A 21,762-nucleotide genomic window follows, 5' to 3' on the forward strand; every position below is an offset into this window, starting at 1 on the left:
GGCGCCGGCGCGGGTTCGCCCAGCAGGTCGTCCGCCTCCTGCTTCGCCGCATACCGGTCGCGCGCCGGCCTTCCATGCGCCGCAGCTGGCCACGCTGGCGACGGCGGTGCCGGACGGTGAGGGCTGGTTACACGAGGCGAAATGGGATGGCTACCGGCTGATCGCCCAGCTCGGCCGCGGCAAGGTGCGGCTGTGGTCGCGCAACGAACTGGAATGGACCGCGCGCCTGCCGGCGATCGTGCAGGCGTTGCAGGGGCTCGGCGTCGAGGCGGTGCTGGACGGCGAACTGGTCGCCGGCGCCGGCCGCCAGCAGGATTTCGGCCTGCTGCAGGCCACCTTGTCCGGCGAGCGCGCCGCGCCGCTGTCCTACGTGCTGTTCGACATCATGCAGCTGGGCGACGTCGATCTGAGCGGATGCCGGCAGGACGCGCGCAAGGGCGTCCTGGCCGCGCTTCTCCAATCGCCCGAGCCCCCGCTGGTGTACAGCTCGCACGTGGGCGAGGACGGCGAGCGCGCCCTGGCCATGGCGGTGGAGCGCGGGCTGGAGGGCATCATCTCCAAACGCGCGGCCGCACCGTACCGCAGCGGCCGCGGCGACGACTGGCGCAAGATCAAGCAGCGCGCCTCGGAGGAGTTCGCGGTGGTGGGATACACCGCGCCCAAGGGCAGCCGCAGCGGGCTTGGCGCGCTGCTGCTGGCAGCGCCGGAAGGGCGCCGTGGCTGGCGCTACGCCGGCCGCGTCGGCACCGGCTTCAACCAGCGCATGCTGGACGAACTGGTGCGCGGCCTGCAGCCGCTGGCCCGCGACAAGCCCGCCGTGCGCCTCGGCGCCGACGTCACCGGCCTGGGCAAGGTCCAGTGGGTGAAGCCGGCCATGGTGGTGGAGGTGTTCCACCACGGCACCGGCAATCTCGGCCTGCTGCGGCAGGCCTCGTTCAAGACGATCCGGGCCGACAAGAGCGCGGCGGACCTGCGCGCGCCATCGCCCGATTCCCACGCGGAGGACCCCATGCCAAGCACGATCCGCAAACCGAAGACCCGAATGCCGGCGAAGGACGTGGTGCTGACCAGTCCCAACCGCGTGGTGTACCCCGATGACGGCATCCGCAAGGAAGACGTGTACGCCTACTACCGCACCATGCTGCCCTGGCTGCTGCCGGAGATCGCCGGCCGGCCGCTGTCCGTGGTGCGCTGTCCGCAGGGCACCGGCCGGCCGTGCTTCTTCCAGAAGCACCTGCCCACGGGCATGGAACATGTCGATTCGGTGGCGCTCGAGGAAGAGGATGGAGCGAGCGCGGACTACATCGTGGTGCGCGACGCCGCCGCGCTGCTGGAACTGGTGCAGTTCAACGCCCTGGAGTTCCATCCGTGGGGCGCGCTGGCCGAGACGCCGGACAAGGCCGACCGCATCGTGTTCGATCTCGATCCGGACACCGGCGTGGCTTGGACGCGGGTGGTCGCGGCGGCGCGCTGGGTACGCGACCGCCTGCGCGAACTCGGGCTGGAATCGTTCGTGCGCACCTCCGGCGGCAAGGGACTGCATGTCGTGGTGCCGCTGCGGCCGGCGTGCCCGTGGCCGCAGGTGAAGGCGTTCGCGCGCGCCTTCGCCGAATCGATGGCGGCCTCGGACCCGCTGGCATACGTGGCCACGGCCAGCAAGCGCCTGCGCAAGGGCCGCATCTTCGTCGACTACCTGCGCAACGGCCGCGGCGCGACCAGCGTGGCGTCCTTCTCGCTGCGGGCGAGACCGGGCGCGCCGGTGGCGATGCCGCTGCGCTGGGAGGAACTGGCGCGGACCAAGGGCGGCGGCGCGCACGACATCGTCTCGGCGCCGCGCCGCATGGCGCGCATGAAACAGCATCCCTGGGGCGACATCGGCCGTATCCGCCAGAACCTGGACAAGGTCGCTTCGCGGTTGGCCCGGCATGCGCCAGACGCGGAGAAGGAGTGATGGCCGGCATGCCGCCGCGCACCGGCACCGGCCCGGAAACGCCGCCGGACCCGGCCACTCTCAAGGAACCGCGTGACCCACGCGAACCGAACGTGCGCGACCCGCCGCCGCATGCGCCCTTTCCGGACGAACGTCGCCGGCCGCCGCGCAAGCGCGATCCGGACAAGCGTGATGCACATGCCCGCGACCGGCGCGGCCGCCTCCCCGGCAGGGCGGCCGCGCCGCAACATGGGCTGCCCGTCAGCCGGAGCCGACGGACCCGCCCGCATGCGCTTACTTCGCGCCGCGCACCACCAGCCTGTTGTCCACGCGGGTGACGCCATCGATCTTCCTGGCCGTGGCGACCGCGCGATCGACCTCGGCCTGCGTATCCACGTCGCCGCTGAGCGAAACCACGCCGTTCACCGTCTCGACTTTGATGTCCAGGCCGGAAACATCCTTGGTGGCCAGCAGTTCGGCCTTGACCTTGGTGGTGATCCAGGTGTCGCTGCCGGGCTGCACCGATTCCTTCTGCTGCATGCCGCGGTCCTGGGCGGCCGCCTGGGCCGTGGTGATGGTCCCCGCGCAGGCGGTCGCGACGACGCCCAGGAGCAGGAGGTGCTTCATCTTGCTTGCGCTCATGTCGATTCTCCTCGAGGAGCGGAAGTGCTCCATGGACCATCCTGCCTGCCGGGGGATTAAGAGCGCGCAGCAGGCCGGTGACGAAGAAGTGCAGGGCGGCGTCGCAGGCAGGCACGACGATGGCGGCTGCCGTGCATGCCGCAAAGCGCCGTACCCGGCGATGACTGTGCGCGTCGTGTGCGCGATGCCGCTGGAGGCGCACCGGACTGCGTGCTCCCGGTCGCCGCATGAAAGCGGCGTGCCCACGCGCCGCGATCGCGTGTGACCGGTTGCCGGCTTTCACAAGACGGCGGCGTGATGCACGCAACGGCTTAACTTCGGCGCCGGTATGTAGGCAGGTGCCGGGGCGGGAACGACGAATGAGGAATGCTTGCTGTGAAAGGTATTCAACTCTATCTGCTGGGACCAGGGCAGGAGCGGCGCCCGGTCAGGCACATCTCCACTGAACTGGCCGACATCAAGTCCATGGGCATCCCGATCCGGAGCGGGCCGGCCGCGGCCAATACGCTGGTGGAGATCAAGACGCTGGCCGACGACGCGGGCAACGTGGCAAGGCAGATCGACTGCGAGGGTTTCCGCTACAAGTTCACCGGCTCGGAAATTCCCTGGTCGCTCGTCTTCGGTTGATGGAGGCAGGCCTGTCCGCCGAAGGGCCTGTTCCCGCGCATGACGATGCAGGCGGAGGGTCGCCACCGATCGTTCACGCGGGATCACGCCGTCCTTTCGGGCGCCTGTCTATATCCAAGCCTCCTTTCACCTGGAGAACGTTCATGACCGGCAAGCCGAATGCGGCGCATGTGCGCGAGTTGTTGCTGCAGGCTCTGGAAACCGAGCGCGGCGGCATCGAGGTCTATACCGCCGCCATCCGCGCGGCGCGCAACAAGGACCTGAAGCAGGAATGGGAGGGCTATCTGGAGGAAACCCGCAACCACGAGCGCATCCTGACCCGCGTGTTCGAGGCGATGGGCCTGGATACGGAGACCTCCAGCCCCGGCCGCGACGTCGTCGCCCACCAGGGCGCCTCGCTGGTCGCCGCGATCGAGATGGCGCTGGCCAACGCCAAACCGGCCGACGCCGAAGTGGTCGCGGCCGAGTGCGTCGTGCTCGCCGAGACCAAGGACCACATGAACTGGGAGCTGATCGGCCAGGTCGCCGAGCAGGATGGGCCGCACGCCGACATCCTGGCCCAGGCGCATGCCGCGGTGGAGACGCAGGAGGATCACCACCTCTACCACACGCGCGGCTGGGCCCGTGAACTGTGGATCCGCAGCCTTGGCATGCCGGCGGTGCTGCCGCCGCCGGAAGAGCAGAAGGACGTCCAGACCGCCATCGGCGCGGCGCGTGCGGAGAAGGCGCGCCAGGACTACCTGTAGCGATCTGCACCGATGGAAACGGACAGCGGCGCGATGGAGGAAGACGGCGCGGAGGATGCGTGCGCGTCCTTCTTCTGCAGGATGTTCGACGCGCAGGGCCAGGTGCGGCGGGTCGGTGCGCGGTCGCTGGCCGCGTGCCGGCCCGCGCACGACGCGCTGGCCTGGGTGGACCTGTGCGATCCCGGCGACGAGGAGATCGACGCGGTGTGGGCGGCCTGGCAGCTGCCGCAGGCCGCGCGGCAGTTCCTGGACGGCGGCACCGTGCCGGAGGTGGGGCAGGGCGATGGCTGTTTCTGGGTCCGTGCCGTCGTCGCCCATGCCGGCGGCGACAAGGACAAGATCAGCGGCGCGGTGCTGGTGTGCGTGGCCGGCGCCGACCGCGTCGTCACCTTCCGGCGCGAACCGATCGACTTCCTGGAGGAGCTGCGCGTGCAGCAGGCCGGACGGGTGGGCGTGCTGCGTGCCGAGAGTTTCGTCGCCACGCTGCTGGACCGCCTGCTGGTCAGCTACTTCAAGGCGATCGACGAACACGAGCTGGCGATCGAGCGCCTGGAAGTCAGCATCCTGGGCAAGGGCGCCTGCGATGCGCTTAACGAACTGCAGCGCCTGCGGCGCTGGGCTTCGCGCCTGCGGCGCATGCTGGCGCCCCACCGGGTGGTGTTCGGCGCCATGTCGCGCCCGGATTTCCGGCCGGACGAGGGGCGTGCGGCCGATCGCCACTTCATCGCGTTGAACATGCGCTTCGAGCGCGCCCTGGACATGGTCGAGAACGCGCGCGATCAGGTGCTGGGCACCTTCGAGCTGTTCAGCAACCAGACCGCGCTGCGCACCAACCAGGCCATGCGCGTGTTGACCTTCGTCACCGTGGTGACGGGGCTGATGGCCACCATCGTCGGCGCGCTGGGCATGAACTTCGGCACGCACCTGTTCCAGAGCGACGACGCCGGGTTCTACGGCGTGATCGCCGGGCTGGTGGCGCTGGCCGCCGGCGCGTTCGTGCTCGGCCGCCGCCAGCGCTGGTTCTAGCGGCAGGGAAAAAACATGGCGGGCGGCGAATCGCCGCCCGTCATCATCCGCGCGTGGACCGCGCTATTCCGGCGTCTTGGCCGGCACGAACGGAGAAACCGGGTCGCTGGCCGGGAAGGTTTCCTCCAGCGCCTCGTCGTGGTTCTCGCTTTCGTGTTCCTTGCGTTCGCGGCGCTCCTGCGGCGTTTCGGTGCAGTCGCGGTCGTCGGCCGGACCGGGCGGATCTTTCCTGTCTCTGTTCATGGCGTGATCCTCGCTGGGGAGATCCGATTGTTCGCAGCCGGGGTTGTCGCCGGCGTGAAACCGCGGCGTGCCTGGCGCACGCCGATGGCCCTGCGTTCATCGATGTGACCTGCAAGGGTCGTGCGGCTGCCGGTTCTTTACGCGGCCTTTCGCGCACGCTGACCACGTTCTCTCCGGGCACCACAGGAGAACGGTCATGAAGCAGGGAAAATCCTCGTTCATCTATCGCAATGGGCTTTCGCTGGTGCTGCTGGCGCTGTTCGCCGCGTCGCTGGTCGGACAGACCTGGGCCGGGCTGCGCGCGTTCAACCAGGAACTGGCGGACAAGGGCGCGCCGACGGTGTCGCTGGGCCGGTACCTGGAAAGCGGGCACTTCGTCTCGGCCACGTTCGAGAACTGGGAAAGCGAGTTCCTGCAGATGGGCATGTACGTGCTGCTGACCGTCGTGCTGCGCCAGCGCGGTTCGGCCGAATCGCGCAAGCTCGACCCGGCCGAGGAGGACGACGAGGTCGAACCCGGCACCACGCCGTGGCCCGCGCGCAGGGGCGGGCTGTGGAAAGTGCTATATGCCAACTCGCTGTCGCTGACCTACCTGCTGCTGTTCCTGCTGAGCTTCGGCGGCCATTCCTACGGCAGCTGGCGCCACGAGAACCAGCAGCGCGCCCTGGACGGGCTGGCCGGCATCGGCTGGGCCGAGCACCTGGGCAGCGCGCAGTTCTGGTTCGAGTCGATGCAGAACTGGCAGAGCGAGTTCCTCGCGGTGCTTTCCATCGTGCTGCTGAGCATCTACCTGCGGCAGAAGGATTCGCCCGAGTCCAAGCCGGTGGAGGCGCCGCACACGCAGACCGGCGCCTGAGCGCAGGCACGGTCAATTTCCCGTGAGCCGCGCGCCGGCAAGGGTCACGTGCGTTTTACCGGCCGCGGCTATGGTCAGGAGCCCTTCCAGCGAGATGCCGCCATGGCCAGCAAGAAAGGCGCTTCGTCCCACCGGCCACACACCACGACCGCCGCGCGCTCGGACAGCGGCCCTGCGGACAGCAACGCACGGCAACCGCTGCGTTCGGCCGACGAGGTGCCCGGGCTGGTCGACGACTGGGCCGGGCAGCGCACCCACAACGCCGACAAGCGCGCCGAGCATGGCGCCGGTGCCGCGCGGCCGCCGGAGGGCGAGCACTACCTGGCGCCATCCGCGGCGGCCGGCGCCAGCACGGTAAGCGAGAGCAACGGCAGCGCCAAGGCCGGCGCGCCCGCCGCGGAGGGGCAGGACGCCAATGCCGGGCCGCTGCAGCGGGTGCGCAACGATGGTTCGGGCCAGCGCATGACCACCAACCAGGCAGTGCCGTTAGCGGACAACCAGAACAGCCTCAAGGCCGGACTGCGCGGGCCGGCGCTGCTCAAGGACTTCATCCTGCGCGAGAAGATCACCCACTTCGACCACGAGCGCATTCCCGAACGCGTGGTCCATGCCCGCGGTTCCGGCGCGCACGGCTACTTCGAGGCCTACGAGGACCTCTCGCCGCTCACCCGCGCCGCGCCGTTCCAGGAGGCGGGCAAGATCACCCCGGTGTTCGTGCGTTTCTCCACCGTCGCCGGCGAGCGCGGCTCCAAGGACACCGCGCGCGACGTGCGCGGCTTCGCGGTGAAGTTCTACACCGACGAGGGCAACTGGGACCTGGTGGGCAACAACATGCCGGTGTTCTTCATCCAGGATGCGATCAAGTTCCCGGACCTGGTGCACGCGGTCAAGCCCGAGCCGCACCACGCCATGCCGCAGGCGGCCTCGGCGCACGACACCTTCTGGGACTTCGTGTCGCTGATGCCCGAGTCCGCGCACATGCTGATGTGGCAGATGTCCGACCGCGCGATCCCGCGCAGCTACCGCATGATGCAGGGCTTCGGCGTGCATACCTTCCGCCTGGTGAACGCGCGCGGCCGGTCGGTGTTCTGCAAGTTCCACTGGACGCCGAAGCTGGGCACCCATTCGCTGGTCTGGGACGAGGCGGTGAAGATCTCCGGCGCCGACCCGGACTATCACCGGCGCGACCTGTGGGAGGCGATCGAGGCCGGCGAGTACCCGGAGTACGAACTGGGCATCCAGGTGTTCAGCGAGGAGGAGGCCGACGGTTTCAGCTTCGACGTGCTCGACGCCACCAAGCTCGTGCCCGAGGAACTGGTGCCGATCCGCCCGATCGGGCGCATGGTGCTCAACCGCAATCCGGACAACTTCTTCGCCGAGACCGAGCAGGTCGCGTTCTGCACGGCGCACATCATTCCCGGTATCGACTTCAGCAACGATCCGCTGCTGGCCGGCCGCATCCATTCCTACGTGGATACGCAGATCAGCCGGCTGGGCGGGCCGAACTTCCATGAGCTGCCGATCAATGCGCCGGTCGCGCCGGCGCACAACAACCAGCGCGACGGCATGCACCGCCAGGCCATCCACCGCGGCCGGGTGTCCTACGAGCCCAATTCGCTGGCCGGCGGCTGCCCGTTCCAGGCCGGCGCGGCCGGCTTCGTATCCTTCGCCGAGCCGCCGCAGGGCGACGAGGTGCGCGCCAAGCCGGAGAAGTTCGCCGAGCACTACGCGCAGGCCACGCTGTTCCACGACAGCCAGAGCCCGGCCGAGCGCCGCCACATCGCCGACGCGTTCCGCTTCGAGCTGAGCAAGGTGACGGTGCCGGCGGTGCGCCGGCGCGTGGTGTCGCTGCTGCGCAACGTCTCCGAGGAACTGGCCGGCGAGGTCGCGCGCGGGCTGGGCATGCCGCTGCCGCCGAAGATGCCGAAGGCCTTCGACGGCGAGGTCGCGGCGGAGGTCGTGTTGTCGCCGGCGCTGTCGCTGCTGTCGCGGCCGGGCGAGGGCGGCATCCGCACGCGGCGGATCGCGCTGCTGGTGGCCGACGGCAGCCGCGCCCGGGACGTGACGATGCTGCACCGGGGATTGACCGGACAGGGCGCGATGGTACGGCTGCTGGGGCAGCATGTCGGCCTGCTGCACGATGACGACGGCAATGCGCTCGATGCCGACGCCTCGCTGGAGAACGAGCCCGGCGTGCTGTTCGACGCGCTGGCGGTCGTGGGCGGCGCCGCGGGCGCGGCGGCGCTGGCGCGCGATGCGCGGGCGCTGGAGCACATCCGCGATGGCTACCGCCACGGCAAGCCGCTGCTGTTCGTCGGCGAGGGGCGGCAGGTGTGGGACGCCGCCGGCCTGACGCCGCTGGACAACGACCCGATGCTGCTCTTCGCCGAACCCGACGCGCGCGACACGGTGGAGCGCTTCGCCATCGCCATCGTGCAGCACCGTTATCCCGAGCGCGAGCCGGCGATGCTCTGACCGGTACGCCTCCGGCCCGCGCCAAGGCGGCGGGCCGGAGGCGGGTGCGAGAGGGATCGCGAGCCACGCACCGCTCCCCCGTTCCGCAGAGAGGGGGATGCCGTGGCATGTACGGCGCGGGGCGGGCCGCCGCCGCATTGGCGGTGGCCAGGTGCGGATGCGGCGCGGCGTGCTGGCAGCGTGTGATCGCCTTCCTCTCGCGGATTGACGGTGCGCTTACCGGCGCGGACCTACCGTCGCAGACCTCATCCACTGCCTGGGGTGTCGATGAAGACCGCACATACCCGACCCGTATGGGACGACGTCACCGCCGCCACCGCCGACTGGTGGCAGGACCCGGTCGCGGACGCGGAAGTGATCGTAGTCGGCGCCGGTATAGCCGGGTTGAGCGTCGCGCTGGAACTGGCCCGCGCCGGAAAGCAGGTGCAGGTGGTGGAGCGCCAGGGCATCGGCGCCGGCGAAACCCTGCGCACCAGCGCGCACCTGGCCTCGGCGCTGGACGACCGCTTCCAGACGCTGGCGCGCTATCACGGCGAGGCCGGCGCGCGGCTGGCCGCGGCCAGCCACGCCGCGGCGATCGACTGGATGGCCGCGGTCGTGGCGCGCGCGGGGACCGACTGCGGTTTCCGGCGCGTCCCGGGCTATCTGTTCTCCTGCACCCGGGACGTCGAGGACCTGCGCCGCGAATGCCGGGCGGCCGGGGCGGCGGGGCTGGCGGTCGAGCTGCAGGCGGAGGGCATCGCGGCGGCGCCCGCGCTCGGTCCGGTGTTGCGTTTCGACGACCAAGCGCGTGTGGACATCGGCCCGTACCTGCTGGCGCTGGCGCGGCAGGCGCGCGAGGCCGGGGTGCGCTTCGCGCGCGGCGACGTTACCGCGATCGAAGGCAGCGGGCGGCCGCGCGTGGAGTGCCGCGACGGTCGCGGGCTGCACGCCGACGCGGTGGTGGCGGCGACCAACGTGCCGGCGCACGAGACCGGCGCGACCTGGCTCAAGCAGGCCGCCTACCGCACCTACGTGGTGGCCGGGCGCGCGCCGGCGCACAGCATTCCCGACGCCCTGTACTGGGACGACGGCGATCCCTACCACTACGTGCGGCTGCGCATGCCGCCGGGCATGGATGCGGACGAGGTGGAGGTGATCGTCGGCGGCGGCGACCACAAGACCGGGCAGGACGACGACCCCGGCGTCTATGCGCGCCTGCAGGAATGGGCCGACGCGCGGTTCCCGTCGATCACGCGCTACACCCACGCCTGGTCCGGACAGGTCCTGGAGCCGGACGACGGCCTGGCGTTCATCGGCGCCGATCCGGACAACGAGAACGTCTATCTGGTGAGCGGCGACTCCGGCAACGGGCTCACCCACGGCACGCTGGCCGCGCTGCTGCTGACCGATCTGGTGCTGGGCCGCGACAATCCGTGGGCGGCGCTGTACGCGCCGGGCCGGCACCGCCTGCTGAGCGCTGGCAACTGGCTGCGCGAGAACGCCAACACCGCCCTGCAGTACCGCGACTGGCTCGCTTCGGTACCGGCCGACGCGCTGGCCGGGCTGGCGCGCGGCAGCGGCCGGGTGGTCCGCTGCGGCGTGCACCAGGTGGCCGTATACCGTTCCGGCGACGGCATGCTGCACGCCCACAACGCCCGCTGCACCCACATGGGCTGCGTGGTGCGCTGGAGCAGCGAGGAGAAATCCTGGGATTGCCCGTGCCATGGCTCGCGCTTCAAGGCGACCAGCGGCGCCATCCTCAACGGCCCGGCGAGCGAACCGCTGGCGCCGTTCGACCTGCCCCAGCAGGAGGTCGTGCGCGATGCCGGCCCAGACCAATGAGCGGCGCAGGGTGGGCCTACGCCGGCTACCTGCTGTGGCTGCTGGCCGGGTGGGCCGATTTCCGCTGCCATCGCCGCAGCGACCTGCCGCACACCTCCGGCCTTGCCGAATCGCTGCTGCACGTGCTGCAGATGGGCCTGATGGGAACGCTGGTACTGGCGTGGCTGGCCGCGCGCCCGGGGTTGCCGCTGCTCGCGCTGTCGGCGCTGCTGGTCCTTGCGCATGCGGTGGCCGGCTACATGGATACCCGTACCGCTTGGGGTCGGCGCCCGGTCACGCCGCTGGAGCAGCACATCCACAGCGTGCTGGACGCCGCGCCGTGGATCGCGCTGGGCGTCGCGGCGTTTGGCCAAGGGCCGGCGGCGCTGGCGCGCGGCTGGAGGTGGGAGTGGCGTGCGCCAGCGCCGCCGGCATCGGCTTGGATCGCGGTGCTGCTGCCGGCACTGCTGCTGTGCATGCTGCCGCTGCTGGCCGAACTTACCGCAGCCTGGCGTGCCCGCGCCCGGCGCGGCGGCGGCTGACGCGGCCGGCGATCACGGCAGTGGTGGCGTTCGCTCCTGCGGAAGAACGCACGCGTCACGTCGCCGCAGGGCGGCGATGGCGCCTGGATACACCGCGGCCATCGTTCCGCCGTGGCCGGGCATCGGCCGCGGCCTGTCATGCACCGATACATCACGCAGAGAGCGAGGACACCATGAGCAGAACAGCCCCCCGCATCCACGTCGAGCAGGCGGACATCGAGCGCCTCAAGGCGCTGCAGCTGGCGCTCGATGCCGAGTTGATGGTCGAACTGCACATGCGCGGCGGCACGACCCTGGTCGGCACCCTGGTGGACCGGCCCACCGTCCAGCAGTTCCGCGACGCGCAGGGCAACGAAGGCACCAACGGCCAGGTGCGGATCGACCTGGGCGGCGGCGACATCCGCGACCTGTGGCTGGACGAGGTCGAGCGTTTCACGCGGCTGGGTTCGAGCTAGGCGCCGCTCAGTCCCTGCGCCGCGGCGCCGGCGGGCGCTCGTAGTCTTCCGGGTGGGCGGTATGTTCGGCCTCGGGCATGTCCGGCCGCTTCCACTGCGCCTTGTCGTTGCGCAGCTTGTCCGGCGTATGCGCCTTGTCCTGGTCGCTGGCCTTGCCGGGATTGAGGGGAAGTTTGTTCATGGCATTCACCGTTGTTGGGAGGCGTCCTGCGCCGGCGGCGGTTCCGAGGCCGGCAGCGCGCGCGCCTGTTCCAGGTGCTGGGCCACGCGGGTCCGCGTCTGCTGCAGGTGCGCCTGCACGTCAGGACGGTTTGCGGCAGGGATGAGGGTATGGTCCAGCGTCGCCAGCGCCTCGGCATGGCCGGAGACCATGGCCTGCACGTAGGCGCGGCGGTAGGCTTCGCCGCTCTTGCCGGCGAGCTGGCGCAGGACGGTATCGCCCTTGTCCCGCTGCGCCCGGGCATTGGTGCTGTCCGGGGTGGGGCGCAGGGCATCGGTCTGCTGCCTGTTGCTGCCGTGTTCGTCGATCATCCGCCGGGCGTAGTCGGCGACGGGCCCCTGCACGCCCTTTTCCAGGGCCTGCCGCCCCATGGCGATCTCGTGGTCGTTGATGGCATTCAGTACCGCCAGCGCGTCGCCATCGCCATCGTTGCCGGCATCGGTGCGCGGGACCGCGCCGGGCGCTCCTTCGCCGGGCGTGGCCGCATCGGCCGCGGGGGCGGCGGTCCCGCGCGACGGCATGGGTTCGTCGTTGCGGCACGCGGCCAGCAGGACGACGCCTGCCAGCAGGAGCGGCTTGGCCATGTCGAAGGCGTTCATGGGCGGACTCCGGGCAGGGGCGCATCGCCGGCGTCGTCCGCGGCGGCGACGGTGATCTCGTTGCGGATGTCCTTCACGCCGCTGCAGGAATCGGCGATGTCCTCGGCCAGGTGGCGCATCCAGCGCGAGGCGACGGTGCCGCTCAGGGTGGCCACGCCGTCGGCGACCTGCACGCTGATGTCGCTGGCATCGAGCATGTCGTTGTCGGTGAGGCGCTCGTTGAGATCCTCGGTGATGCGTTCGTCCGACCGCGCGTAGTTGCGCGGTCCGCGGCCCCGGTACGGGCCGCGGCGGGCGTCCGGCGCGCGGCCGTCGTCGCGGTCCTGCGACCATCGCTGCTGCCGGCCGTCTTCTCCCGGGAAATCGCGGTCGTACCCGCCGCGCCCTGCATGGGGCGACGGCCCGCCACGATCCGCTTCGCTGTACAGGGAGTTTCCCTGCCAGCCAGGGTGGCGGTACTCGCCGCCGTGCGCGTGCCTGCCGTAGTCGCGCAGGGCGCGTTCCTCCTCGTCGGCATGGCCGCGTTCGCCCCAGCGGCTTTCGCCACCGCGGGGCCCGGCATAGTCCGCCTCGCCGGCGCCGAACAGGGCACTGTCGCCGCGCGCCATGCCGCGCCAGAAACCGCCGGCCGTGCCGCGCTCCTGGTCCTGGTCGCGGCGCCAGTCGGTGGCGCGTTCGTCCCGCCCGCGCTCGTGCGGCCCGGCGCCCTGCGCGCCGCTCCAGCCGCGCGGCGTTGCGGCCACGTCCCGGTAGCGGCGTTCGTCGTTGCCGTACGCCGCGCTGCCGGCCGGGTGATGCGGTCGGTCCTCGCCGTATTCCCTGCCGAAGGAACGGCTGCCTTCGTTCCGTTCCTGCCAGTCGTTGCGGTTCATCTCGTTCTCCTGCATGCCGGTGGGGGCGTGGTGCTCCGCCTTTCGCGATGGAAGGGCGGATACGCGGTGGAATCGCAAGTCCCATGCCAGCGGTGGAAGGCAGGAAAGACGCGGCTCCGGCGGACCGGCGTGGTCGCGGTTACCTGCATCTTGTGCACGGGGATGAAGATTCTGCAGGGCACGGCATGCCTTGCGCGGCCGCCGGTGAGGTTCGAAACCGCGCGTGGCCCAGTCACCGCGGTTCCGTCGCCGCGACCGCCTTCGCGCAGCGCTGGGCGGCCAGTTCGATCCTGCGCAGCATATCGCGGGTTTCCGCCGAAGCATCGCGCTCGAGCTGGCGTTTCAACAGCGACAGTCCCAGCGCCACCACGTTCAGGTCGTTGCGCAGGCGGTGCAGCACGCGCTCATCCATGGCGCCGGGTCCGCGCCAGGTGGTTGTGGATGGTGCGCACGCTGACTCCGAGGCTGCGCGCGGTGGCGGTCTTGTCGCCGTTGTGGAAGGCCAGCGTGCGCCGGAGCATCTCCTCCTCGATGTCCTGCAGCGGCGTACCCACGCGGAACTGCACCACGTCGCCGCTGTCGGCCTGGCGCCGGTCCAGCACCAGCGGATTGATGTCGACCATCGGCCCGCCGGCGTCGAGATAGGCACGCTCGGTGGCCGCGATCAGCTCGCGCACGTTGCCCGGCCAGGAATGCCGCAGCAGCCGCGCGGTGCCGGCCGGGTCCAGCCGTTTCGGCGGGCCGCCGTACTTGTCGTTCAATGCCGCGACGAAGCGGTTGGCCAGCAGCCGTACGTCGTCGCCGCGCGCGCGCAGCGGCGGCAGTTCGAGGAGGTAGTGGCCCAGGCGGTAGAACAGGTCCTGGCGCAGCATGCCTTCCTCGGGCAGGCGGTTGGTGGCCGCCACGATGCGCACATCGACGGGGATTTCGCAGGTTCCGCCGACACGCACGACGGTGCCGGTCTCCATTGCCCGCAGCAGGTACACCTGCAGCGCCGGGGGCATCTCGCCGATCTCGTCCAGGAACAGGGTGCCGCCATCGGCCTGTTCCAGGAAACCGGCATGCCGGTTGGCCGCGCCGGTGAAGGCGCCGCGCTCGTGGCCGAACAGCTGGCTGGCCAGCAGTTCGGCAGGCACGGCGCCGCAGTTCACGCACACCAGTCGTCCCTGCCGCCCGCTGTGCGCGTGCACGGCACGCGCCACCAGTTCCTTGCCCGTGCCGGTCTCGCCCAGCACCAGCACGTTCAGGTCGGTGGGCGCCACGCGCAGGATGTCCTGCTTGACGCGGCGCATGGCCGCGCTTTCGCCGACGAGGTCGTGGTCGAGCCGTTCCTGTCCATGGGCGCGGCAGCCGAGGTCTTCCTGCACGCGGCGGAACAGCTGCTCCAGCGCGTCGGCGCCCACCGGCTTGCCGAGGAATTCGGTGGCCGGCGTCGCCACCGCGCGGCGGATCTGCTCGGTGTCGCGGGTGCCGGACACGAAGACGATCTGGCCATGCCGGTCCGAGGGGATGCGATCCAGGAGGTCAAGGCCCGTGCCGTCGGGGAGCGCCATGTCCAGAATGGTCAGGTCGACCTCGTTGCTGGACAGCCAGCGCGTGGCGTCGCACACCGTGTGGAACTGGTGCGTGAGGAAGCCTTGGCGCCTGGCGACCCTCGTCAGGAACACGGAAAAATCGGGATCGTCGTCGACGATGGCCAGGGTGGGAGCGGACACTCGCGTCTCCTTCGTTGCACGAAAACGACGCTAGGCGCGCAGGCGTTATTCCCCTGTCAGCGACGCGCGCCCGCCTTTGATCGACGCAACACACCCGCGCGCCGGCGCATGCATCTCCGCGTGCATCGCATGGACTGCAACGCGGCGCACACGCACGGACGTACACGCGGCGCGCATCGGAGGAACGGCTTGGCGAAACGTTTCCATGTCGTGCGCGGGCTGGAGAAATGCCGGGCGCGGCGACGCGCATGGGCAGGCACGCGGCACCCACGCCGCCATGACCTGCGCTCACGTGCTGCAAACATTCCCGTATCCATATTCAGCCACCCGGCCGAGAGATGAACGACGATGAATGCCAGCCTTGCCGGACGCCGGATCCTCGTGGTCGAGGACGAGTACATGCTCGCCGAATGCCTGCACGATCTGCTGCAGGGCGACGGCGCCGAGGTCCTGGGTCCGGCCAGCAGCGTCGAGGACGCCAACGCCCTGCTGGACCGGTATCCGATGCCGGATGCGGCGGTGCTGGACATCAACCTGGGCCGGCAGAGCGTCTATCCGGTGGCAGACCGCCTGAGCGGGCAGGGGGTGCCTTTCCTGTTCACCACCGGCTACGACCACGGGCTGATTCCCGAGCGCTATTCCGATCGCCTGCAGTGCGTCAAACCGTTCGGCGTGGAAGACGTCAGGGTGCTGCTGCTGGAGCTGCTGCATGCCGATCCCTAGTGAAGCGGACGATGCGCGGAAAGGGGAGCGGCATCTCATCGCGTCCGCGCACCTGGCCGGCTGGGTCTGGCATGTGGGCAGCGACGCGATCACCTGGGCCGATTCAGGCTTCGAGATGGACGGCTACCGGCCCGGCATGGTCGCCCCGGACATGCGTGGCCTGCTGTCGCGCGTGCACGAACAGGACCGCGACCGCCTGCACGATCTGCTGGCGCGCGCGGGCGAGGGGCGCGTGGACTCGGCCTGCCGCTTCCGCTACTGGCTGCCGGACGGACAGCAGCGCCACCTGCTGCTCAAGCCCCTGTTCCGGCTGCGCGAGGCCGATGATCCCGGGCGGGTGGTCGGGACCCTGCATGACGTCACCGACCCCGTCGATGTCGACAAAGCGCTGCATGAAAGCATGGCGCAGTTCGGCGAAGCGGCTTCCGACGTGCTGTGGGTCCGCGACGCGCGCAGCATGCGCCTGGAATACCTGAGCCCGGCGTTCGATCGCCTCTATGGCTGCGACCGTGGAATGATGCTGGCGAATCCGACGCTGGACAGCTGGACCAGCCGGATCCTGCGCGAGGACAGGCGCCGCGTGCACGAGGCGCTGGCCCGGGTCCGGGCGGGCGAACGCATCGTGGTCGAGTACCGCATCGGCCGCGACGACGGCGCCATCCGCTGGATGCGCGACACCGCGTTTCCGCTGCTCGACCGCGAGGGGCGGGTGGTACGCATCGGCGGCATCGGCCACGATGCCACCGAGGAGAAGGAGGCGTCCGGTCGCGCCCAGGTGCTCATCGCCGAACTGCAGCACCGCACCCGCAACCTGATGGCGGTGATGCGCGCGGTGGCCGAGCGTACGCTCGACGAATGCCAGACGCTGGGCGAGTTCCGCGACGCGTATTGCAGCCGCATCAGCGCCATCTCGCGCACCCACGCCCTGCTGTCGAGCCTGGACGAAGGCAGCATGGTCACCTTCGACCGGCTCCTGTTCGAGGAACTGGAAGCGCATGGCGCCGACCGCGCCCGGGTGGTGCTGGACGGGCCCGGCGACATCGCTCTGGAGTCGGCGTCCCTGCAGGCCCTCGCCCTGGCGCTGCACGAACTGATGACCAACGCCACCAAGTACGGCGCGCTCTCGGCGGCGTCGGGACGGCTGGAAGTGCGCTGGCGCCGGCGCCGGCGCGAGGATGGCACGCCGGTGCTGCGCATGGAATGGAACGAGGTATCGCACGGCACCGCGCCGCCGGACCCCGGACGCGAGGGCGGCTACGGGCGCGAACTGATCGAACGCGCCCTGCCATACCAGCTCAAGGCGCGCACTTCCTACCGGCTGACCGGTCACGGCGTGGAGTGCGTGGTCGAGGTTCCGCTGCGCGCTGGCTGAATACTACAGGCTGCCGCTTCCGGCCTGATCCAATACCGCAGGGCATGCGAGCCGATGCGTTGGCGTGCCGTGTCGCCGACGGCGAAGGCCTCCGGCATCGCGTCGCGCTTCGTGCGACCAACGCTGTGCGGGCATGGCCTTGTGTTGATCGCCGGCAATCGAACGCAACGCGCATGTAGCCATCGGTGCCAGCGCGCGCGACCGCATCGCCTGTCGTATCCAACCCCGGAAATATTTTCACCGGTGCGCATTTGCTTCGCGCCTGCCGATGCGCGCGGAAGCCGCGCGATGCCTTGAAACGCCGTGTCTGCGTGTTTTCCGCGATTGGCATGGTGTGTGCTGCCTCTCCTGGTACCGCACACGGAGTCCCAGGAAATGAAGGCAAAAACCACCAAGGCCGCCACCGTGACGAAGACCGCCGGAAAGACCGCCAGGGCCGCCGGCAAGACCGCCGCCGGCAAGGCGCAGACGTCCCCCCGTGTTTCGGCCGGCGGACAGGACGCGGTCGCACTGCTCAAGGCGGACCACCGCCAGGTCGAGCAGATGTTCGCCCGGTGCGCCGCCACCGACGACCCCGACGACAAGTCCGAGCTGGTCAGGAACATCGGCAACGCGCTGGTCATCCACGCGATGCTGGAGGAGGAAATCTTCTACCCGGCGTGCAGGGAGGGCGGCATCGAGGACGCCGTGATGGACGAGGCGCAGGTCGAACACGACACGGTCGGCATGCTGGTCATGGACCTGACCGAAAGCAGCCCGGAAGCGCCGTACTACGACGCCAAGGTCAAGGTACTTGGTGAATACGTGCAACTGCATGTCCGCGAAGAAGAGAAGCCGAGCAGCGGGATCTTCGCAAAGGCCGTTTCAGCCGGCCTGGACATGGCAGAGCTGGGGGAACGCCTGAAAGCGCGCAAGCAGGAACTCGAACTGCAGGCGGAAGCCGAAGGCGTCATTCCCCCGATTTCCCGCTCGCTCGGCACACAGCGTTATTCCGATCATGGAGATATGAACATGGCACGATACAACCAGGAACGCGATGACCAGGGGCGGTTCGTGAGCGATGACGATCGCCGCTATTCCAGCCAGGGCCGCCAGGACGATGACGACCGTCGCTATGGGCGTTCCCGCTATGAGGACGACGACCGCTCCTCGCGTGGTCGCAGCGACGACGACCGCGGCGGCCGCTACAGCCGCTCGCGGGACGATGACGATCGCGGCGGTTCCAGCCGTTCGCGCGGCGACGACGATCGCGGTGGTTCCTCGCGCGGCGGTCACGGCGGCTGGTTCGGCGATCCGGAAGGCCACGCGCGCGCGTCCGAACGCGGCTGGGAAGGACGTCGCAACGACGACGACGACCGCGGCGGCCGCTACAGCCGTTCGCGCTACGACGATGACCGTGGCGGTTCCAGCCGCTCGCGTTACGAGGACGATCGCGGCGGTTCCTCGCGTGGCGGGCACGGCGGCTGGTTCGGCGACCCGGAGGGGCATGCGCGCGCCGCCGAGCGTGGCTGGGAAGGGCGCAGGGACGATGACGACGACCGCGGCCGCCGCAGTTCGCGTGGCCGCTGAGTAGGCCGTGCGCCCATGCACCGCACGAAGGGTCCGCCTGCGGGCCCTTCGTGCGTATGGCGTGGACTAGCCGCAGGCAATGGCCACGCGACCGCCCGTGCGCGAAGGCGCGGGCCGACACCGCTGTCGACGCCGGCGCGTTCGCGGCGCATGCGGTCAGCTGCCCACGCGCAGCGCCTCGATCACCAGCGCGAATGCCGGCGAGTGCTGCTTCCGGCTCGGGTAGTACAGGTGGTAGCCGGAGAACGGCGGGCACCAGTCCTGCAGCACGCGCACCAGCCGGCCTTCCTCGATGTGCGGCGCGAACTCCTCTTCGGGCAGGAAGGCCACGCCGAGGCCGTCGAGCGCGGCCAGCACGATCGGCGGCGAGGTGTTGAAGATCGCCTGGCCCTCGACCCGCACGTTCACCTGCCGGCCGCGGCGTTCGAACTCCCAGACGTACAGGCCGCCGGCGGTAGGGAAACGGATGTTGAGGCAGTTGTGCCCGGTGAGGTCCTCGGGAACCCGGGGCGGGGGATGCCGGCTGAAGTACGCCGGCGAAGCGACGGCCGCCATGCGCAGCTTCGGGCCGATGGGCAGGGCGACCATGTCGCGGTCGATGCTCTCGCCCAGGCGCACGCCTGCGTCGAAGCGGTCGGCGACGATGTCGCGCAGGCCGTAGCTGACGTCGAACTCGACGCCGATGTCCGGGTAGCGGTGCATCAACGGCAGCAGCCGCGGCAGCAGCACCGTGCGCAGCACATGGTCGCCACAGGTGATGCGCACCGTGCCGGCCGGCTTGTCGCGCAGTTCGGTCAGGGCGTCCAGCTCGGCCTCGATCTCGTCGAAGCGGTTGCCGATGGCCAGCAGCAGCCGCTCGCCGGCCGGGGTGGGGGAGACGCTGCGCGTGGTGCGGGTCAGCAGGCGGATGCGCAGCCGTTCCTCCAGCGCCTTGATCGCCTGGCTCAGCGCCGACTGGGAAACCCCCAGCGCCGCGCCGGCGCGGGTGAAGCTGCCTTCCCGCGCCACGGTGACGAAGGCCAGCAGGTCGTTGAGGTTGCGTCGTGCCATGGCGGCAGTGTGGCACTCCAGATTGATTAGTGGAACTAATAGACCTTAAAAGAATCCATCGGCTAATACCTGGAATGCAGGAGGCGCAGAATGCACCCGTCTTCCCACCAGGATGCAGCGCATATGACCCAGCCCGTCAAAGCCTACGGCGCCCACGCCGGCGACCTTCCCCTGGAACCGATCGACATCGTCCGGCGCGCGCCGGGCCCGCACGACGTGCAGATCGAGATCACCTATTGCGGCATCTGCCACTCGGACCTGCACCAGGTGCGCGGCGAATGGCAGGGCACCTGTTTTCCCTGCGTGCCGGGCCATGAAATCGTCGGCCGGGTTTCCGCCGTGGGCGGGCAGGTGACCGGTTTCGCGCCGGGCGATCTGGTCGGCGTGGGCTGCATCGTCGACAGCTGCCGGCACTGCGCGGACTGCGCCGATGGCCTGGAGAACTATTGCCACGGCATGGTCGGCACCTACAACGGGCCCACTGCCGATGCGCCGGGCTGGACGCTGGGCGGCTATTCGGAGCGCATCGTCGTCCACGAACGCTACGTGCTGCGCATCCGCCATCCCGAAGCGCAGCTGGCGGCGGTGGCGCCGCTGCTGTGCGCCGGCATCACCACCTGGTCGCCGCTGCGCCACTGGCAGGCCGGTCCCGGGCGCAAGGTCGGCGTGGTCGGCATCGGCGGGCTCGGCCACATGGGCATCAAGCTGGCCCATGCGCTGGGCGCGCGCGTGGTCGCCTTCACCACCTCCGAATCCAAGCGCGAGGCCGCGCTGGCGCTGGGCGCCGACGAGGTGGTGGTCTCGCGCGACCGCGAGGCGATGGCGGCGCACGCAGGCAGCTTCGACCTGATCGTCAATACTGTGGCCGCGCCGCACGACCTGGACGCCTTCCTCGCGCTGCTGCGCCGCGACGGTGCCATGGTGCTGGTCGGCGCGCCGGCCACGCCGCACCCGTCGCCGAACGTGTTCAACCTGATCACCCAGCGCCGCACCCTGGCCGGGTCGATGATCGGCGGCATTCCCGAAACCCAGGAGATGCTCGATTTCTGCGCCGGGCACGGCATCGTCGCCGACATCGAACTGATCGCCGCCGACGGCATCAATGCCGCCTACGAACGCATGCTGGCGGGCGACGTGAAATACCGCTTCGTCATCGACAACGCGACCCTGTCCCGATGAGGCCGATGCCGATGAGAACGCTGCTGCTCGCGCTGGCGCTCGCCGCCGCGATTCCTGCCGCCCCGGCGCAGGACCTGTCCCACGGCGCGGACAATTTCTACCGGAGCGGGCGGCTTACCCAGCGCAAGGTGAACTTCGACAACCAGTACCGCATGCGCATCGCCGGCAACCTGTTCCTGCCCGGCGACCATGAACCCGGCAGGCGCTACCCGGCCATCATCGTCGGCCATCCGATGGGCGCGGTGAAGGAACAGAGCGCGACCCTGTACGCGCAGAAGCTGGCCGAGCAGGGCTTCGTCACCCTCGCCATCGACCAGTCGTTCTGGGGCGAAAGCGCGGGGCAGCCGCGCAACGTGGTGGCGCCGGACATCTACGCCGAAGCCTTCAGCGCCGCGGTGGACTACCTGGGGATGCAGGACTTCGTCGACCGCGAGCGGATTGGCGTGCTGGGCATCTGCGGCAGCGGCAGCTTGGCGATCAGCGCGGCCAAGATCGATCCACGCATGAAGGCCATCGCCACCGTAAGCATGTACGACATGGGTGCGGCCAACCGCGATGCGTTGAACCATTCGCAGACGCTGGAACAGCGCAAAGCGATCATCGACGAGGCCGCGCGGCAGCGCTGGGTCGAGGCCGGGGGCGGCGCGACGCGGTACACCAGCGGCACCGTGCACCGGCTCGAGGCCGATACCCATCCGATCCAGCGCGAGTTCTACGATTTCTACCGCACCCCGCGCGGCGCGTTCACGCCGGCCGGGTCGTCGCCCGAGCTGACCACGCACCCGACGCTGAGCAGCAACGTGAAGTTCATGAACTTCTACCCGTTCAACGACATCGAGACGATCTCGCCGCGGCCGATGCTGTTCATCAGCGGCGACCAGGCGCACTCGAAGGAGTTCAGCGAACAGGCCTACCGCCTGGCCGGCCAGCCCAAGGAACTGGTCTGGGTGAAGGGTGCCGGGCACGTGGACCTGTACGACCGCACCGACCTGATCCCGTTCGAACGGCTGGCGTCGTTCTTCCGGCGCAACCTGCCGGCGCCATAGCCGCCGCACGCCTTCCGGCGCTTCCGCCTTCCCGCTGTCGACGACCGCGCCCGCACCGGGCGCGCGGCGTCT

Annotated in this window: 23 protein-coding genes; 15 read left to right on the forward strand and 8 right to left on the reverse strand. The window is 70.0% G+C overall.

All coding sequences use genetic code 11. From position 1 onward, the window contains the following. A partial coding sequence (gene ligD / locus CQ393_RS01970; protein WP_194269550.1) for a DNA ligase D occupies positions 1–1,951 on the forward strand: 1,951 nt, incomplete at its 5' end. A gap of 273 nt (positions 1,952–2,224) precedes the next feature. On the opposite strand, the gene CQ393_RS01975 is transcribed toward ligD, so the two are convergent. After that, complete coding sequence (locus CQ393_RS01975; RefSeq protein ID WP_153189950.1) at positions 2,225–2,572, reverse strand: BON domain-containing protein; 348 nt, start codon at positions 2,570–2,572, stop codon at positions 2,225–2,227. A 31-nt stretch (positions 2,573–2,603) separates the two neighbouring features. Here CQ393_RS01975 and CQ393_RS01980 point away from each other — a divergent pair, with 31 nt between their 5' ends. From CQ393_RS01980 to CQ393_RS01995, 4 genes are all read left to right on the forward strand, one after another. Beyond that, positions 2,604–2,837 carry a hypothetical protein gene (locus CQ393_RS01980; protein WP_153189951.1) on the forward strand — a complete coding sequence of 78 codons (234 nt, stop codon included), beginning with the start codon at positions 2,604–2,606 and terminating at the stop codon, positions 2,835–2,837. Positions 2,838–2,947: 110 nt separating this feature from the next. Further along, positions 2,948–3,199 carry a hypothetical protein gene (locus tag CQ393_RS01985; protein ID WP_153189952.1) on the forward strand — a complete coding sequence of 84 codons (252 nt, stop codon included), beginning with the start codon at positions 2,948–2,950 and terminating at the stop codon, positions 3,197–3,199. A 143-nt stretch (positions 3,200–3,342) separates the two neighbouring features. After that, positions 3,343–3,945, forward strand: coding sequence for a DUF892 family protein (locus CQ393_RS01990; protein WP_153189953.1), 603 nt, complete (start codon positions 3,343–3,345; stop codon positions 3,943–3,945). Positions 3,946–3,957: 12 nt separating this feature from the next. Beyond that, positions 3,958–4,971, forward strand: a complete 1,014-nt coding sequence (locus tag CQ393_RS01995; protein WP_153189954.1) for a CorA family divalent cation transporter — start codon at positions 3,958–3,960, stop codon at positions 4,969–4,971. Positions 4,972–5,034: 63 nt separating this feature from the next. Here CQ393_RS01995 and CQ393_RS02000 read toward each other — a convergent pair whose 3' ends face one another. After that, entirely contained in the window at positions 5,035–5,214 is a 180-nt protein-coding gene (locus tag CQ393_RS02000) for a hypothetical protein (protein WP_153189955.1), read from the reverse strand. 196 nt (positions 5,215–5,410) lie between these two features. On the opposite strand from CQ393_RS02000, the gene CQ393_RS02005 reads away from it, so the two are divergent. From CQ393_RS02005 to CQ393_RS02025, 5 genes are all read left to right on the forward strand, one after another. After that, positions 5,411–6,070, forward strand: a complete 660-nt coding sequence (locus CQ393_RS02005) for a DUF6766 family protein (RefSeq protein WP_153189956.1) — start codon at positions 5,411–5,413, stop codon at positions 6,068–6,070. A 102-nt stretch (positions 6,071–6,172) separates the two neighbouring features. After that, entirely contained in the window at positions 6,173–8,545 is a 2,373-nt protein-coding gene (locus CQ393_RS02010) for a catalase (RefSeq protein ID WP_153189957.1), read from the forward strand. Between the two features lie 210 nt (positions 8,546–8,755). Then, positions 8,756–10,369, forward strand: a complete 1,614-nt coding sequence (locus CQ393_RS02015) for an FAD-dependent oxidoreductase (RefSeq protein WP_343199454.1) — start codon at positions 8,756–8,758, stop codon at positions 10,367–10,369. After that, a complete protein-coding gene (locus CQ393_RS02020) occupies positions 10,366–10,890 on the forward strand; it encodes a hypothetical protein (protein WP_153189959.1) in 525 nt (174 codons plus the stop codon). The genes CQ393_RS02015 and CQ393_RS02020 overlap by 4 nt, the downstream gene beginning before the upstream one ends. Before the next feature lie 173 nt (positions 10,891–11,063). After that, positions 11,064–11,345, forward strand: coding sequence for a DUF3247 family protein (locus CQ393_RS02025; RefSeq protein ID WP_153189960.1), 282 nt, complete (start codon positions 11,064–11,066; stop codon positions 11,343–11,345). A gap of 7 nt (positions 11,346–11,352) precedes the next feature. Here CQ393_RS02025 and CQ393_RS18000 read toward each other — a convergent pair whose 3' ends face one another. From CQ393_RS18000 to CQ393_RS02045, 5 genes are all read right to left on the reverse strand, one after another. After that, a complete protein-coding gene (locus CQ393_RS18000; protein WP_194269551.1) occupies positions 11,353–11,526 on the reverse strand; it encodes a hypothetical protein in 174 nt (57 codons plus the stop codon). Positions 11,527–11,531: 5 nt separating this feature from the next. Next, a complete protein-coding gene (locus tag CQ393_RS02030; RefSeq protein WP_153189961.1) occupies positions 11,532–12,164 on the reverse strand; it encodes a DUF4142 domain-containing protein in 633 nt (210 codons plus the stop codon). Beyond that, positions 12,161–13,036: a BON domain-containing protein gene (locus CQ393_RS02035; protein WP_153189962.1), complete on the reverse strand. Its 876-nt coding sequence runs from the start codon at positions 13,034–13,036 to the stop codon at positions 12,161–12,163. The genes CQ393_RS02030 and CQ393_RS02035 overlap by 4 nt, the downstream gene beginning before the upstream one ends. 232 nt (positions 13,037–13,268) lie before the next feature. After that, positions 13,269–13,436: a histidine kinase dimerization/phospho-acceptor domain-containing protein gene (locus tag CQ393_RS02040; RefSeq protein WP_228114224.1), complete on the reverse strand. Its 168-nt coding sequence runs from the start codon at positions 13,434–13,436 to the stop codon at positions 13,269–13,271. A gap of 4 nt (positions 13,437–13,440) precedes the next feature. Continuing rightward, on the reverse strand, positions 13,441–14,751 hold the full coding sequence (locus CQ393_RS02045; RefSeq protein ID WP_153189964.1) for a sigma-54 dependent transcriptional regulator: 1,311 nt from the start codon (positions 14,749–14,751) through the stop codon (positions 13,441–13,443). A 348-nt stretch (positions 14,752–15,099) separates the two neighbouring features. Here CQ393_RS02045 and CQ393_RS02050 point away from each other — a divergent pair, with 348 nt between their 5' ends. The 3 genes from CQ393_RS02050 (at position 15,100) to CQ393_RS02060 (ending at position 18,415) form a co-directional block, all read left to right on the forward strand. Continuing rightward, complete coding sequence (locus tag CQ393_RS02050; protein WP_153189965.1) at positions 15,100–15,474, forward strand: response regulator; 375 nt, start codon at positions 15,100–15,102, stop codon at positions 15,472–15,474. Further along, positions 15,461–16,846 carry a PAS domain-containing protein gene (locus CQ393_RS02055; RefSeq protein ID WP_153189966.1) on the forward strand — a complete coding sequence of 462 codons (1,386 nt, stop codon included), beginning with the start codon at positions 15,461–15,463 and terminating at the stop codon, positions 16,844–16,846. The genes CQ393_RS02050 and CQ393_RS02055 overlap by 14 nt, the downstream gene beginning before the upstream one ends. 375 nt (positions 16,847–17,221) lie before the next feature. Next, positions 17,222–18,415 carry a hemerythrin domain-containing protein gene (locus CQ393_RS02060; protein ID WP_153189967.1) on the forward strand — a complete coding sequence of 398 codons (1,194 nt, stop codon included), beginning with the start codon at positions 17,222–17,224 and terminating at the stop codon, positions 18,413–18,415. 156 nt (positions 18,416–18,571) lie between these two features. Here the strand turns inward: CQ393_RS02060 and CQ393_RS02065 are convergent, their stop codons facing one another. Beyond that, on the reverse strand, positions 18,572–19,465 hold the full coding sequence (locus tag CQ393_RS02065; RefSeq protein ID WP_153189968.1) for a LysR family transcriptional regulator: 894 nt from the start codon (positions 19,463–19,465) through the stop codon (positions 18,572–18,574). 123 nt (positions 19,466–19,588) lie between these two features. On the opposite strand from CQ393_RS02065, the gene CQ393_RS02070 reads away from it, so the two are divergent. Together CQ393_RS02070 and CQ393_RS02075 are read left to right on the forward strand one after the other, a co-directional pair. Continuing rightward, positions 19,589–20,644 carry an NAD(P)-dependent alcohol dehydrogenase gene (locus tag CQ393_RS02070; RefSeq protein ID WP_153189969.1) on the forward strand — a complete coding sequence of 352 codons (1,056 nt, stop codon included), beginning with the start codon at positions 19,589–19,591 and terminating at the stop codon, positions 20,642–20,644. A gap of 11 nt (positions 20,645–20,655) precedes the next feature. Beyond that, the gene (locus tag CQ393_RS02075) at positions 20,656–21,690 is read left to right on the forward strand and encodes an alpha/beta hydrolase (RefSeq protein WP_153190083.1); all 1,035 of its coding nucleotides are present in this window, start codon (positions 20,656–20,658) and stop codon (positions 21,688–21,690) included. Positions 21,691–21,762: the final 72 nt, after the last annotated feature.

Source organism: Stenotrophomonas sp. MYb238, from assembly GCF_009496535.1.
Lineage (GTDB): Bacteria > Pseudomonadota > Gammaproteobacteria > Xanthomonadales > Xanthomonadaceae > Stenotrophomonas.